The 14087-nt window shown below is 64.3% G+C and carries 12 protein-coding genes; 7 read left to right on the top strand and 5 right to left on the bottom strand.

The features are described from left to right. Positions 1-45 precede the first annotated feature (45 nt). Complete coding sequence (locus tag E4T66_RS10555; RefSeq protein WP_136848981.1) at positions 46-1155, top strand: S-(hydroxymethyl)glutathione dehydrogenase/class III alcohol dehydrogenase; 1110 nt, start codon at positions 46-48, stop codon at positions 1153-1155. After that, positions 1155-2000 (top strand): S-formylglutathione hydrolase, encoded by an 846-nt coding sequence (fghA, locus tag E4T66_RS10560; protein ID WP_136848982.1) that lies wholly within the window; start codon positions 1155-1157, stop codon positions 1998-2000. The genes E4T66_RS10555 and fghA overlap by 1 nt, the downstream gene beginning before the upstream one ends. Before the next feature lie 6 nt (positions 2001-2006). Here fghA and E4T66_RS10565 read toward each other — a convergent pair whose 3' ends face one another. From E4T66_RS10565 to E4T66_RS10575, 3 genes are all read right to left on the bottom strand, one after another. Next, positions 2007-3260 (bottom strand): Yip1 family protein, encoded by a 1254-nt coding sequence (locus E4T66_RS10565; protein WP_136848983.1) that lies wholly within the window; start codon positions 3258-3260, stop codon positions 2007-2009. 138 nt (positions 3261-3398) lie between these two features. Next, a complete protein-coding gene (locus E4T66_RS10570; protein WP_211242862.1) occupies positions 3399-4088 on the bottom strand; it encodes a cytochrome b/b6 domain-containing protein in 690 nt (229 codons plus the stop codon). 14 nt (positions 4089-4102) lie between these two features. After that, positions 4103-4588, bottom strand: a complete 486-nt coding sequence (locus E4T66_RS10575) for a c-type cytochrome (protein ID WP_136848984.1) — start codon at positions 4586-4588, stop codon at positions 4103-4105. Positions 4589-4719: 131 nt separating this feature from the next. On the opposite strand from E4T66_RS10575, the gene argA reads away from it, so the two are divergent. Together argA and E4T66_RS10585 are read left to right on the top strand one after the other, a co-directional pair. Next, positions 4720-6039: an amino-acid N-acetyltransferase gene (gene argA, locus E4T66_RS10580; protein ID WP_136848985.1), complete on the top strand. Its 1320-nt coding sequence runs from the start codon at positions 4720-4722 to the stop codon at positions 6037-6039. A gap of 174 nt (positions 6040-6213) precedes the next feature. Beyond that, complete coding sequence (locus tag E4T66_RS10585; protein WP_136848986.1) at positions 6214-6582, top strand: peptidase associated/transthyretin-like domain-containing protein; 369 nt, start codon at positions 6214-6216, stop codon at positions 6580-6582. A gap of 41 nt (positions 6583-6623) precedes the next feature. Here the strand turns inward: E4T66_RS10585 and E4T66_RS10590 are convergent, their stop codons facing one another. Beyond that, positions 6624-7319: a TetR/AcrR family transcriptional regulator gene (locus E4T66_RS10590; protein WP_211242863.1), complete on the bottom strand. Its 696-nt coding sequence runs from the start codon at positions 7317-7319 to the stop codon at positions 6624-6626. Positions 7320-7396: 77 nt separating this feature from the next. Between E4T66_RS10590 and E4T66_RS10595 the strand changes: the two genes are divergently transcribed. From E4T66_RS10595 to E4T66_RS10605, 3 genes are all read left to right on the top strand, one after another. Then, on the top strand, positions 7397-8929 hold the full coding sequence (locus tag E4T66_RS10595) for a hypothetical protein (RefSeq protein WP_136848988.1): 1533 nt from the start codon (positions 7397-7399) through the stop codon (positions 8927-8929). Positions 8930-9147: 218 nt separating this feature from the next. Beyond that, positions 9148-11418, top strand: a complete 2271-nt coding sequence (gene ggpS / locus E4T66_RS10600; RefSeq protein ID WP_136848989.1) for a glucosylglycerol-phosphate synthase — start codon at positions 9148-9150, stop codon at positions 11416-11418. Between the two features lie 97 nt (positions 11419-11515). Further along, a complete protein-coding gene (locus tag E4T66_RS10605; protein WP_136848990.1) occupies positions 11516-12844 on the top strand; it encodes an MFS transporter in 1329 nt (442 codons plus the stop codon). On the opposite strand, the gene tgt is transcribed toward E4T66_RS10605, so the two are convergent. Then, a complete protein-coding gene (tgt, locus tag E4T66_RS10610) occupies positions 12832-13968 on the bottom strand; it encodes a tRNA guanosine(34) transglycosylase Tgt (protein ID WP_136849097.1) in 1137 nt (378 codons plus the stop codon). The genes E4T66_RS10605 and tgt overlap by 13 nt on opposite strands. Positions 13969-14087: the final 119 nt, after the last annotated feature.

Consider the following 14087-nt stretch of genomic DNA (forward strand, 5'->3'; position numbering starts at 1 on the left):
CGACACCTCCGCCCCCCCTATACGCTCGACCAGGAGACCCTTTTCATGGACGTCCGCGCCGCTGTCGCTTTTGAAGCCGGAAAACCGCTTTCCATCGAAACCGTGCAACTGGAGGGCCCACGCGCCGGCGAAGTGCTGGTCGAGATCAAGGCCACCGGCATCTGCCACACCGACAAGTTCACCCTGTCCGGCGCCGACCCGGAAGGTCTGTTCCCGGCCATCCTCGGTCACGAGGGTGCGGGCGTGGTCGTCGATGTCGGCCCCGGCGTAACGTCACTGAAGAAAGGCGATCACGTCATTCCGCTGTACACACCGGAATGCCGCGAGTGCGAGTACTGCCTGAATCCCAAGACCAATCTGTGCCAGGCGATCCGCAGCACCCAGGGTCAGGGCCTGATGCCCGACGGCACCAGCCGCTTCTCCTTCCAGGGCAAGCCGATCCATCACTACATGGGCTGCTCCACCTTCGCCAACTACACCGTGCTGCCGGAGATCGCACTGGCCAAGGTGCGTGAGGACGCGCCGTTCGACAAAATCTGCTACATCGGCTGCGGCGTCACTACCGGCATCGGCGCGGTGATCTTCACTGCCAAGGTCGAGGCCGGCGCCAACTGCGTCGTGTTCGGCCTCGGTGGCATCGGCCTGAACGTGATCCAGGGCCTGAAGCTGGTCGGTGCGAACATGATCGTCGGCGTCGACATGAACCCGGCACGCGAAGGTCTTGCGCGCCAGTTCGGCATGACCCACTTCGTCAATCCCAAGACCGTCGAAGGCGATCTGGTCGCGCATCTGGTCGAGCTGACCCGGGGCGGCGCCGACTACAGCTTCGAGTGCATCGGCAATGTACAGGTCATGCGTCAGGCGCTGGAGTGCTGCCACAAGGGCTGGGGCGTCTCGACCATCATCGGCGTGGCGCCGGCCGGGGCGGAGATCAGCACGCGGCCGTTCCAGCTCGTCACTGGACGCCGCTGGATCGGCTCCGCCTTCGGCGGCGCGCGCGGACGCACCGACGTGCCGAAGATCGTCGACTGGTACATGGACCACAAGATCAACATCGACGATCTGATCACGCATACCCTGCCGCTGGAACGCATCAACGAGGGCTTCGATCTGATGACGCGCGGCGAGTCGATCCGCAGCGTGGTGGTGTACTGATGGGCATCGAAACCCGCAGCGAGCAGGTCTGCTTCGGCGGCGTGCAGGGCTTCTACACGCACGCCTCGCGCGAAACCGGCACACCGATGAACTTTGCGGTGTACCAGCCGCCGCAGGCGGTCCATGGTCCGGTGCCGGTGCTGTACTACCTGGCCGGCCTGACCTGCACCGAAGAGACGTTCATGATCAAGGCGGGCGCCCAGCGGCTGGCGGCGCAGCTGGGGCTGATGCTGGTGACCTGCGACACCAGTCCGCGCGGCCTCGGCCACGCTGGCGAGGAAGAGTCCTGGGACTTCGGCACCGGAGCCGGCTTCTATCTGGACGCGACCGCGGAACCGTGGTCGACCGGCTACCGCATGGGCAGCTATGTGAACCTGGAACTGCCGGCCCTGATCGAGGAACACTTTCCGGCGCGCACCGACCGGCGCGGCATCTTCGGGCATTCCATGGGCGGCCACGGCGCACTGGTCACCGCGCTGCGCCATCCGGACCGCTGGCATTCGGTGTCGGCGTTCGCGCCGATCAGCAATCCCTGCGCCGTTCCCTGGGGCGAGAAGGCCTTCTCGAACTATCTCGGCCCCGACCGCGAGCGCTGGGAAGACTGGGACGCCAGCGAGCTGATGCGCACCCGCGCCTATCCCGGCACGATCCTGGTGGACCAGGGCGAGGCCGATCAGTTCCTGGACCGTGAACTGCACCCGCAGGCACTGGACGATGCCGCCGCAGCTTCGGGACAGGCACTGACCTTACGTCGTCACGCCGGCTACGACCACTCCTACTGGTTCATCCAGACCTTCGTCGCCGATCACCTGTCCCATCACGCCGCGGCACTGCTGGGCAGCTGAAGCCCCCTACCCGGCGCGCGGACGTTCGGACTTCTCAAGACGGTCCAGGTCGAGCCCGTCGACGAGCTGTTTCACCGCGTCGATACCCGCCTGCTGTGCGCTGACCGTGACGACGATGCCGTTGCTCAAGGTGATCCGCGCCTCGGCACTGCTGCCGTCACGCTGATAGTTCAGCACCGTGGTCCGGCCACCGTCGCGGCGTGTCGAACGCACCGAGGTGTCGTCCTCGTACTCGCCGGCCTGCATCGCCGTCGCCATGCTGATCAGCGTGGCGGCGCTGCCCATGTCGACGATCTCGATATCGGCGGTGGCGGCGTCATGCGTGTAGCGCGCATGGACCTCACTCATCGCCGAACCCATCGCGGCGCCGTCGGACGCCTGACTGCTGACGCGACGGAAATCGCCGATCCGGTCCGGCAGCATCGTCTTCAGGGTCTTTGCCGGCACCGGCCCGACGGCGGCATCGCCGCCCATCGCCGTGATCGCGGCCGCCATCGAGTCGTTGGCGGCATCAGCCATAGCGGCACCATCGTTGCGTGACGACGCCTGCTCCATGCGCTTGGAGGCTTCCAGCATCCGCTGCTTGGCGGTTTCGATGCGATCCGGATCCAGCGCAAGGGTGCCTGCCGGCGTCTCGATCCTGAACCCTGTGGAATCCGCTCCGCGCTTTGACGCCTGCAGGCCGATGCCGGCGGACGGCGCGAAGATCGAGGTCACGGCCCCCATGACCAGCCCCAGCACAACCGCACAGACGATGATCACGGCGGTATAGGCCAGGGATTTCTCCGCCGGGTTCTTCATCAGGACCGGCAGCCCGCGATACAGCAGTACCAGCGAATACAGCCCCGCGAGCACGCCGAGCAGCGAGAGCGCGGGAATGATGCTGAACACGCCGCCGAACATGCTCGCGGTCGCCGCGTACGCCACCAGCTTGAACGCCTTGAGCGCATCCGACTGCCCGCCAAACTTCGGCGCCAGCGCATTGACGATCAGCGACAGCACGAAGACGCCCGCCAGCGACAGCGCGTAGGACACCACCATGCCGACCAGACCGGACAGCACCGGCACCCGCGCGCTGACGCCAAAGACGCTCACGCCGACAATCGAGGTGCCGATGAATCCGCACACTGCGGGAATCGCCGCCAGGATCAGCAGGTACTCGCGATAAATGGCACCGACGCTGGCGCTCTCCTCCTCGATCTGCGGCCAGGTGTTGCGTGGGCTCAGCACGATCGCCAGTGCGCGCTCGGTCAGTTTCATCGGTTGACTCCTGCAGGGTTCGAACGAAAGCACCGGAGTGCCGTCCGCGCACGGGATGCACGCGAACTCATGAACCCTAGAACGGAATTATCGGACCCGATGCGACATCGGCATTGCCGATGCCGGCCTGCATTTCACTCAGAAGCGCAGACCACGCGCGATCAGCAGGACCACCAGCACGGCGATGATGATGCCGACCAGCGCGCGCCACGGCGACGCGAAGCGCAACCCCTGCGTGGCGTCGGGAGGCAGCGACTTGCGACCATTCAGCATGGCCGGAATCAGCGCCTCGCGCCGGATCAGCGTGTAGTAAGCCACGGCCGCCAGATGCAGCAGCACGAGGCCGATCAATACGTTGAACGAAATTTCGTGGATCTCAGCCAGCAGACGCCCGCTGCGGAAGCTGATGAGATACGACAGCGGCCCTGATTCCAGGCCATCGGTATCGACCGAGAACAGGCCGGTAATCGTCTGCACCAGCAGCACGGTGAGCAAGGCCAGTACGCTCCAGCCCCCCATGGGGTTGTGACCGATCACCAGGGCATGCCCGGCGCGCTCACGCAGCGACCGCGCATAGCTCAGGACAACAGAAGGTCGGCGTACAAAGTCTGAAAAACGTGCGGTCGTGCTGCCGAAGAAACCCCAGAACACCCTGAACAGCACCACGGTCAGGATCGCGTACCCGCTACGGCGGTGCCAATCCAGCAACCCCCACTCCGCAGTCGCCCAGGACACGCCGACCAGCAGGGGCAGCAACCAATGCCCCAACCGGGTCGGCAGATCCCAGACACGCTGAGGCGCTACGCGCCCAGCGTCATGTGCAGACACGCGCAGCTCCCGTTTCAGTCTTCGTCTTTCTCACGGAAGGTGTCATGGCAGCCCTTGCAACTGCCCCCCACGGCCTTGACCTGCTCAGCGAATCCGGCGGCATCGCCAGCGTCCGCCAGCGCGGCAAACTTTCCGGCCTCGACCACCAGCTTTTCGCGCTTCTCGGCAAACAGTTCCGGCTGTTGCCAGATCTCGGCCTTGGCCTCGGTCTTGGCACCGCTCTCAGGACCGGACCCAGCCGGGAACCAGTCGACGATCTGTCCAGCGTGCTTGTCGATCTCGTGGGCCGCCTCGGTCATCTTGGCGTCCAGCGAGCCACCGGCCTTGAGCGCATCAATGATCGACTTGAAGGCGTCGCCCATGGCTTCAAAACCATCGTGGCGAGCTTTCTGCACCGCCTTGACCGCGGGGTCAACCGGAGCGGACTTCTGACCACAGGCGGCGGTCAGTGCGAGGATGCAGGCGCCCAGCACAGTGAGCGGAAAAATACGGCGTGACATGCGAGCAGCACTCCCTTGGAAAATCGAGGCACGCAATTAGTCTACTCGAAGCCTGTGACGGCCCGGCAAGCACCGATCCGATGCGCACCTGATCAGCGCCCAAGTCACAGCGACACCCCTATAATCCGTCCATGAGTCAGCCCGATTTCGTTGCCGTACTGCGTGCCTGTGCACCCTACGTGCATGCCCACAATGGTCGTGTGTTCGTCATCGCATTCGGTGGCGAAGCTGCCGAGCGCGCTGATTTCGACCAGCTGATCTACGACATCGCGCTGCTGCAGAGCCTGGGCGTCAAGGTCGTGCTGGTGCATGGCATGCGTCCGCAGATCGATGCCCGCCTGCAGGCACAGGGCCTTGAGGCGCGCGTGATCAACGGCATGCGCGTAACCGACCGCGCGACGCTTGAATGCGCGAAGTCCGCTGCCGGTGTATTGCGCATGGAGATCGAGGCGCGTCTTTCGACCTCGCTGGCATCGAGCCCGATGGGCGGTGCACGCATCCGCGTGACCAGCGGCAACTGGATTACCGCACGCCCGGTCGGCGTGCTGGGCGGCGTCGATCATCAATTCACCGGTGACGTCCGCCGCGTCGACGTTGATTCGATCCGGCAGGTACTGGATCAGGATCGTATTGCACTGCTGTCTCCGATCGGCTACTCGCCGACTGGAGAAATCTTCAACGTCCGCGCCGAAGACGTGGCGATGGCGGTCGCCACCGCACTCGGCGCCGACAAGCTGGTCTTCGTCACGCCGACCAATCCCGACCAATGGCGTCTGGCTGAAGATGCCGGCGACGCCGGCCAGCTGTCGGTCGCCGATGGCGAGCGCCTGCTCGCCGCCAACGCTGGATTCAGCGACATCGATCGTACCTATCTGCAGGCTGCACTCGCCGCAACCCGCGGCGGCGTCAAGCGCGTACATCTGGTCGGGCACATCGACGGCGCCCTGCTGCGCGAGCTCTACACCCGCGATGGTGTCGGCGTGATGCTGTACTCCGATCCGGACTACGAGGCCACGCGCGATGCCAGCATCGAGGACGTCGGCGGCGTCCTGCAGCTGATCCAGCCATTGGAGCAGCAAGGCGTTCTGGTCGCGCGCTCACGCGAGCAACTGGAGCTGGACATCCAGCACTTCAACGTCATCGTCCGCGACGGTCTGGTGATCGCCTGCTGCGCGCTATTCCCGTTTCCGCAGAACGCCATGGGCGAGCTCGCGTGCGTCGCAGTGCATCCCGACTACCGTCGTGGCGGTCGTGCCGCGGCACTGCTGAAGCGGGTTGAGACTGAAGCGCGGCAGATGGGATTGAAGCATCTGTTCAGCCTCACCACGCACACGCCGCATTGGTTCATCGAGCACGGCTTCCGTCGCGCCGGACCGGATGAGCTGCCGATGCAGAAGCAGCGCATCTACAACTATCAGCGCAACTCGCTGGTGTTGATCAAGGATCTGTGACGTAGCAAGGCCGTTCCTGAGCGGCTTTCCCCTGTCGCTAAACGATGAGACAGGCGCGCGTTCTGCGCTAGAGCACCCCCTTGAGTCGGCACTTTGTCTGAGTCACATTAGCCATTAGTCGACTCCTGCGAGAGCCGTCACTCATCCGTTCCACTGCTTTAGGGAGAAAAGCCGATGAGAACGTACGCACTGCTGTTGCTGCTGCCCGCGGTCCTGCTCGGCTGCGACTCGGACGGCGACGTTGTCTGCACGAACGAAGCCGTCTTCGGAATCCTGGTAGACCCAAGGGATGCTGTCTCCAACGCACCGCTGGCGGCGCATGCCACAGGCCGTGTCCAGGACGGCAGCTATACCGAAGACTTCATGCTGCCCGGTTCCAACGACGGGCTGCTGTCCGCCGCCGAAGAGCGCCCCGGCACCTACAGCATCATCGTCGAACATGAGGGCTACCAGACCTGGACGCTCGACAACGTCGAAGTCAAAGACGGCATCTGCCATGTCAACACGGTCCGACTGACCGCCGGTCTGGAACCGGTGGAATAGCGGCAACGCAGCTAGCCAGCGAACCAGGCCCCGCCTGCTGCTCACGCCTTCGGCTTGAGGATCGTACGCAGGGTCTGCTCCAGCAGCTGATCCATCGGCAGCCACGGATACTCCGGGATCGTCACCAAAGAGTGCGCAATCCCCTGCAGCCCGCAGAACAAGGTCTCCGCCATCAGCTGCACATCGCCCGGCCACGCATCGGCTTGCGCCTGGGCCGCCTCGATCAGCTCGCGAAACATCGCGTGGCGTTCGATGACCGAGGACTCGTCGACGTAGTAGCGCTCGCCGTCGCCGGTGTGGTCCTGGTTCAGATAAACCATGCGGTAGCGATCCGGAAATTCCATCCAGTAGCCCAGGTAGGCGCTGCAGGCGTTACGCAGCCGCGTCGCCGCCGAACCGCGGTGTTTCGCCGCCTGCGCAACCCGCACGAACAGTTCCTCGAAGAACACTTCCCAGATGAAGTGCAGGATTTCGTTCTTGCTGTGGAAATAGCCGTACAAGGTCATGGGCGCACATCCGGACTCAGCCGCGATGCGCCGCATGCTGACTGCTTCGAAACCCTCGTCCGCAAACAGGCGCCGCGCCACTTCAATGACCCGCCCCCGCACCTCGGCAGACTGTTGCGCACTGCGCGGAGGACGCCCGACCCGGGCAGTGGTGCGATTGGACGATGCCGGTGAACGCGACACGCAGATGTCTCCATGGAACTTGACCGGCACCTTATACACGGATTGCACGGCAGCGAAACGGAACGCCGATTGGTTTTCCGTACATGTACTCTTAACATCGCACACAGTTCACAGGGAAGCCATTCATGTCGGAATCTGGCAGCAGACTGCGCCACTGGACACTGCTCGCGCTGTGCATCGCGCTGAGCGCCTGCTCGAGCAGCGACAACGCGTCGCCGTCCGCTGTTGCGGGTGGCGGCCCACAACTTGCGCCGGGCATTGATCGCCCAAGTGCGGAAACCTGCGCCGAACTGCGTCCGGCACGCTGGGCGCCCGCGAGCGGCCAGGCCGCCGATGGCGCCAAGCTGCGCGTCGTCGCCATGCAGTACAAGCAGGAGATCCGCCACGTCATCGACTACGCCAGCTTCCGCACCAAGATGCGCTGCCTGATGGAGGACCATGCGGTACCGCAGATGCGTTCCGACCTGCCGATGCTGGTGGTCTACAACGAAGACGCGGGCCTGATGACCCTGGCCACAGGATCGCGCGGCACAGTCGTGCGTGCGCAAGCGCAGACACCGCTGGGTGCGCCACTGGGCGACGCCGCCCCGCTGGGGATCGTGGCGGCGCTGGGCTTGCTGAATACTGCGTATCTGCCGCAGGTGCTGGCGTATCAATTGCGATTCCCGCTGATCGACCCGCGCAAAGCGGTGCTGGTGGCGGCCACCGACACGTTTGCACGCGCGTTCTCGCAAACCTTCTCCGACATCGCCCGCGACTACGGCGTCTACGTCGTCGCCTCGAACAACCAGGCGCGCTACACGGCGTCATCCGATCCCGCCGATATCGCCGTCTTTGGCGATCCGGACCTCGCCGACGTCGATGAGGTCTACATCGCCAGCGACGCCGAGGTCGGCAACATCACGTTTCTGTGGGGCCCGCAGGATGTCCATCCGGATGCGGCCCGCGGCGAAACCAATCTGCTGTTCCGCAACCAGAAGGTCCCGCTGACGGACATCGAACTGACGGTGCTTGGCCTGGACGAAGGTCCGTCCAGCGGCGATGCCGCGCTGAGCAACGCGGCCGGTTATTCCCTCGCAGGCTTTCAGCTCGGCTTCGCCACCTCGCTGCCGGCGTTTCAATGGGGCTACGACTTCGGCCAACGCCCTGCGGACTTCGAGCCCTGCGCCGACGTGCATCTGAGCTACATGCCATGCATGGACGCGCTTGGCGTCGACGTCGTGATCCAGGCTGAAGCCAACCCCGGACGCTGGGCAGTCGACCAGGCAGGCGGCTGGCAGCCGCTGGAATGGATGGCATCAACCTGGCGCACGGTGGCAGAACCGACGGTGGGCTTTCGCTACAACGTCACCGCGCATCTGGTCGGCAATCTGCTGGATCTGCCGTTCGACGGCCAGACTGCAATCACCCAACGCGGCGCGCAGGCGCCGCAGCGCCATTACGTCGGCAACCTGGAGTTCGACGAGGCCAGCGACGTCGAGGCCTACCGCGTGTTCCAGGGCGAGAAGACCGAATTCGTCGGATTGGCGCCATGGGTCACCGCGGATGCGCCGCGGGAGCAACTGCGCACCACCGGATCTCAGCTGGCTCCCGGCAGTGGTGATGTTCTGGAAAACGATTATCTGGAAACCGCGGTATGGGCCGACCTGACGCGCTGAACGATCCGCTCCGAACAGCCCACATGCAATCATCAACGGGCCCGCAGCAAGCAGCGGACAGATGTTGAAATGTCCCCTTTTCAGCCATTTTCCACCCCCCTGAAACGCCGCATTTCCTGCACAGATCAATAAGTTAGCTGCACTTGTGGTATCATCCCGACTTCTTGCCCGTCGGCTGATGTCGGCGCGCTCCGCTTTCACTCACAGGGAGACCGCGCATGCTGCTTGCCACCGATCTGGATGGCACTTTTCTCGCAGGCCCGGCCGAAGATCGCCTTCGGCTCTATCAACTGATCAACTCGCATCCGGCCATCAAGCTCGCGTATGTCACCGGACGCGGCCTGGAATCTGTCCTGTCGCTGCTGTCCGACCCGACCTTGCCGCAGCCCGACTACGTGATCTGCGACGTCGGCGCCACCGTGGTCCAGGTGATCGACGCCACGACCCTGCAGCCGCTACAGCCGTTGCAGGCCCAGATCGACGCACGCTGGCCCGGCGAGCAGGCGGTGACCACCGCGCTGCAAGACATCCCCGGACTTGAGCGCCAGGATGTGCCACAGGAGCGGCGCTGCTCCTACTACTGCAGCTTCGACGCCATCAGTCCCGAACTCGCATCCGTCATCGGCGAGCTCGGTTGCGAACTGCTGTATTCGGCAGAACGCTATCTCGACATCCTGCCCACCGGCGTCAACAAGGGTTCAACCCTGCTGGCCCTGATCGAGCAGCTCGGCATCGACGAAGACGACGTCCTGGTCGCCGGCGACACGCTGAATGATCTGGCGATGTACGAGCACGGCTTCAAGGGCGTCTGCGTCGGCGAGTCAGAGGAAGGACTGCTCGCAGCGACACACGGTCGCGCGCGCGTGCTGCACGCCGAGCGCCCCGGCTGCGGCGGCATCGTCGAAGCCATCGAACACTTCGGCTTCCTCGGTGAACGCGGCATGCAGCTGCACCGCACTCCGGCGATGGCGCCGGGCAAGGCCGAATTGCTGATCGTCTATCACCGCACGCCGTACGAAGAGGTGATCGAGAAAGGCGAGGTCAAACGACGGCGCCCCGCCTCACCGAACGGCATCATTCCGACGCTGGTGAGCTTCTTCAACGACGGACGCCCCGGCTCCTGGGTTGCATGGGCCGTCCACGATCCGCGCGTCAACAAGAATTTCGAGAACTACACCTCGTTCGATGGCGATCGCCATCCGAATCTGACGGTGTCCCGGGTCCCGCTGTCGAAGTCCGAAGTCGACATCTTCTACAAGAGCTTCTCCAAGGAAGCGTTCTGGCCGCTGCTGCACACGTTCTGGGAGCGCGCGCGCTTTCGCGAGGACCATTGGGAAGTGTTTCTCAAGGTCAACCGCAAGTTCGCCGAACGCGTCGCGGTCGATGCAGCCGAGGGCGCCACGGTCTGGCTGCACGACTACAACCTGTGGATGGTGCCGGCCGCGCTGCGCGAACTGCGTCCTGACCTGAAGATCGCCTTTTTTCATCACACCTACTTCCCGTCGGCCGACGTATTCAATGTCGTGCCGTGGCGCCGTGCGATCATCGGAAGCCTGCTGCAGTGTGACTACATCGGATTCCATATTCCGCGTCAGGTCGAGAATTTCGTCGACGTGGTTCGCGGTACCGTACCGATGCGTGTACTCGAAGAGCAAAGTGCGGCGCCGCGCTTCCTCACATACGGCTGCGCCACTGGCCTGGACCGTTACGCCTCATGCATCGAGGCCGGTCACCGCGTCGTGCGCCTCGGCGCGCATCCGGTGGGCCTGGACACTCAGCGCGTGCAGACTCTCCTGCAGCGCGAGGACGTTCGCCAACGCATGGCGCAGCTGCGCAGCGACCTGTCCGGCACCCGCGTGCTGCTGTCGGTCGAACGGCTCGATTACACCAAGGGCACGCTGGAACGCTTGCTCGCGTTCGAGCGCATGCTCGATGCGCATCCGGAGCTGATTGGCAAGATCACGCTGATCACGATCTGCGTTCCTGCTGCGCGCGAGATGACGATCTACAAGCAACTGCAGAATCAGATCGAACAGGCCGTCGGCCGCATCAACGGCCGCTTTTCGCGCGTCGGCTGGATTCCGCTGCAATTCTTCTTCCGCGCAATCCCGTTCGAAGAACTGGTGGCGTACTACGCCATGGCGGACGTGATGTGGATCACGCCACTGCGTGACGGACTGAATCTGGTCTCCAAGGAATTCGTCGCGGTCCAGGGCATGACCGGGGGACGCGGCGTTCTGGTGCTGTCGGAATTCGCCGGCGCCGCCGCAGAACTCAAAGGTGCGGTGCTGACCAATCCTCACGATCCGCAGGATCTGGCCAGCGCCTGCTACCTCGCGTTGAACATGTCGCGTGCCGAAGCCCGCACACGAATGCGCCAGCTGTTCGATATCGTCAGCCATTTCGACAACAAGCGCTGGGGCGACGACTTCCTCGACGCCGTCCATGCGCCGCTGCCGGAAATTCCGCAGGAACAGGAAGCGTCCTGACGAAGCGCGTCGCGCCGCATGCAGCGGCGCGACGCGATCTGGGTTTCAATAGGCATCCATACCGCATGCCCGCCTTCCCCATCGTGTTGCTCCCGCCATGCTGAGAGCCGTTCTACCGATCTCGTCGCTGCTGTCGGGCGTCGCCATCCTGCTCACCGGCACCGGTCTGCTTGGCACCTTGCTCGCCGTTCGTGGCGCCGCCGAAGGCTTTCCCGATCTGACCCTGGGTCTGATCATGTCGGCCTATTTCGTCGGTTTTCTGATCGGCACCTATGCCTGCCCGCTGGCGATCGGCCGCGTCGGTCACATCCGCGCCTTTGCCCTGTTCGCGACGATTGCATCGTGCATGCCGGTACTCCACGGCATTTTCGTCACGCCGTGGGCATGGGCCGGCCTGCGCATGATCACCGGCACCTGTCTGGTGGGCCTCTACATGGTGCTGGAAAGCTGGCTCAACACACAGGCGCCGAACGAGCATCGCGGCCAGGTTTTTGCCGCCTACATGGTGGTGAACTTCCTGGCGCTGGCGCTGGGGCAGGGCCTGCTGCTGCTGTACGCACCCACCGGATTCGAGCTGTTCGGCTTGGTCGCGGTACTGATGTCGCTGGCGCTGGTGCCGATCACGCTGACCCGCTTGGCCCAGCCGCAGCCAGTGGCAGCCCCCAAGCTCGGCCTGCGGCGCCTGTTCCGCGACTCCCCTGCGGGTGTCGCCGGCGCCTTTGGCTCAGGCCTTGCCATGGGCGCGTTCTGGGGCATGGCGCCGGTGCTTGCTCAACATCTGGGCCTGAGCAGTTCCGGCGTCGCCGCATTCATGACGGCGGCGATTCTCGGCGGAGCCGCGCTGCAATGGCCGATCGGTCGCCTGTCCGACCGCCACGACCGCCGCTTTGTGCTGGCCGCGATCGCTGCAGCCGGCGCGCTGGCCGCACTCGCAGCCGGACTGGCAGCGCAGATCGCAATGCCGCTGCTGCTGGCCAGCATCTTCGTGTTCGGCGGCTTCGGCTTCACGATCTACCCGGTGAGCGTCGCCCACGCCAACGATCGCCTCGATCCCGAACACGTGCTGCAGGGAGCCAGCACCCTGCTGCTGATGCACGGCATCGGCGCCGCAATGGGCCCAGCGCTGGCCGGCAGCTGGATGCACTGGATCGGCCCATTGGGGCTGCTGGTGCATTTCGCCGTGGTGCTGGTCGCACTCGGGATCTACGTCAATCGTCAGCTGCCCGATGAGGAGGTCAGCGAGCCGTACCCATCAGAGTTCATGCCGATGGTGCGCACCACCGCAACCGCACTGGAAATGCTGACACCCGAAGTGGATTCCACGGCAGAGCCACCAGCCACCCCTGGCGATGACACTCTTCCGGATTCCCCCTCGGCCGCACCATCCGGCACGGAGAGCGTCGACACCTCACCTCAAGCGAGCTGAACCGGAGCCTGCTTGCTGCGCGACGGCGCGCCCGCCGGCGAGTCCAGAAACGCCTTCGCAAAGGTCTCGAAGCGATCTTCCTCGATAGCCTCGCGAATCCGTCGCATGTGGTTCTGGTAGTAGCGCAGATTGTGAATCGTGTTGAGACGCGACCCGAGGATCTCGTTGCAACGGTCCAGATGATGCAGATACGCCCGCGAATAGTGGCTGCAGGTGTAGCAATCGCACTCGGGATCCAGCGGATTCGGGTCCGCCTTGTGCGCCGCGTTACGGATCTTGATCACGCCCTGGCTGGTGAACAGGTGACCGTTGCGCGCATTACGCGTCGGCATCACGCAGTCGAACATATCGATGCCGCGCGCCACCGCCTGCACCAGATCACGCGGTGTTCCCACCCCCATCAGATAGTGCGGATGCGCCGCTGGCAGTTGCGGACCGATCGCATCCAGCACGGTCAGCCGCTCGACTTCCGGCTCTCCGACCGACAGCCCACCGACCGCGTAGCCGTGAAAACCGATTTCGGTCAACCGCTGCAGCGATTCGCTGCGCAGCTCCGGATACATGCCGCCCTGGACGATGCCGAACAGTGCATGCGGGCTGTCCGCATGGGCCTGCTTGCAGCGTGCGCCCCACCGAGCTGACAGTTCCATCGACTTGCGCGCCTGTTTTTCGGTCGCGGGATACGGCGTGCATTCGTCGAACTGCATGACGATATCGGAGCCCAGTGCGTGCTGGACTTCGATCGCGCGCTCCGGGGTCAGGAAGATGCGGTCGCCATTGATCGGCGACGCGAACTTCACGCCCTCTTCGGTAATCTTGCGCAGCTCCGACAGACTCCAGACCTGGAAGCCGCCGGAGTCGGTCAGGATCGGTCCGTCCCAGTGCATGAAGCGATGCAGACCGCCCAGTTCGCGGATGATCTGCTCGCCCGGCCGCAACATCAGATGAAAGGTGTTGCCCAGGATGATCTGCGCGCCGACGCCGCGCAGCTCTTCCGGCGTCATGGCCTTTACCGTGCCATAGGTGCCGACCGGCATGAAGGCCGGGGTTTCCACGCTGCCGCGGTCAAAGATCAGACGGCCACGGCGTGCGGCGGCAGAGGTACTGAGGAGCTCGAACTTCATCGACAAAGAGAGACGGCCTGGATGCAAGGCCGCGAATTGTCCCACGGACACTCCGTCGCGCAAACACACCGGACTTTTGACAGCCTCAGGGACCCACGCTAGCGTGCCGCGCAGGCACT

Origin of the sequence: Sinimarinibacterium arenosum, from assembly GCF_005047655.1 — a bacterium.
Taxonomy (GTDB): domain Bacteria; phylum Pseudomonadota; class Gammaproteobacteria; order Nevskiales; family Nevskiaceae; genus Solimonas.